Raw genomic sequence first — 1141 nt, forward strand, 5'->3', positions numbered from 1 at the left:
CGAAGGCTGGGGCACCTTCAACCTGAACCATTACCTGTACGAAAAACGCAATGCGGTCAGCCCCGAGATGCCGCCGGCCGTTCCCCTGGCGATCGACCTGCCCGAACAGTTTGCGCATGTGTCGGGCTGGGTGCATGCGCGTCCGGTGTTTCACCACATGCCGCCGGAAACCCGGTTGTACAACATCATCACTGAGCAGGGCTGCGGTTTGTTTGTAGAAGGCTTCCTGGCCTTCAGCCCTTGCCAGCAGGGTCCCGTGCAACTGGGTGCGCCGTGGCAAGCCCTGGCCGTTGATGCGGCTGCGGCCAGTTTTATAGCGCAGGTCAGCACAGCTGAGGCCTGAGCACTGGCTTCACAGCAAGGCTGAGACAACGCCAGAAGCGCCTGCAAGCGGCTTGCAGGCGCTTTTTCTTTGGTGGATGTGGGGGAGGGCAGGCTTCAAAAGCCTGCCCACCTGCTTCGCGGCAGCTAAACATCACCCTGGAACAGCGGATATATTGCTTGTGAGATCAGGAAACCTGCGGGATTTCCAAGGATCCCGGCAAGTTTTCATGATTGCAATTAACCGGAGTTAAAAATGGGTGGCATTTTCAAAGGCGGTCTTTTTGTTGGCAAAGACGAGTCATACATCCCGAGCAGGAATGCCCAGGACGACGTGAACGAAGGCTGGTCGGTTACCAAGCGGCCTTATCGCTCAAAGCCGCAGGGTCAGACGGCCCAGGATGACCTCATTCCAGCTTCATGCGGTTCCTGCGATACCGGCTCCTGCTTCCTGGCCGGTAACCGTGTGTTGATGGCCGACGGCTCCAGCAAGCCGGTGGAAGACGTCGCCGTGGGCGACCTGGTGATGACGAACCTGGGCCCCCGCAAGGTGGCCGCGCTGGAGCAGCCGGTGCTGGGCATGTCGCGCAAGATCATCGAGCTGCGCGGCCTGGGCGACCAGTGCCTGATCATGTCGGACGAGCACCCGCTGTGGGTCAGCCGCACGCAAGATGGCGTGGCTTCCGAAGGCTGGGGCACCTTCAACCTGAACCATTACCTGTACGAAAAACGCAATGCGGTCAGCCCCGAGATGCCGCCGGCCGTTCCCCTGGCGATCGACCTGCCCGAACAGTTTGCGCATGTGTCGGGCTGGGTGCAT

General features: G+C 60.5%; 2 protein-coding genes. Both read left to right on the top strand.

Going from position 1 to position 1141, the window contains the following annotated elements; genetic code table 11:
* On the top strand, nt 1-343 hold a 343-nt coding region (locus AC1DWQ_RS23030), incomplete at its 5' end, for a hypothetical protein (RefSeq protein WP_477671732.1).
* Between the two features lie 234 nt (nt 344-577).
* On the top strand, nt 578-1141 hold a 564-nt coding region (locus tag AC1DWQ_RS23035), incomplete at its 3' end, for a Hint domain-containing homing endonuclease (RefSeq protein ID WP_477671733.1).

It is taken from the genome of Polaromonas sp. P2_G11 (assembly GCF_056403595.1).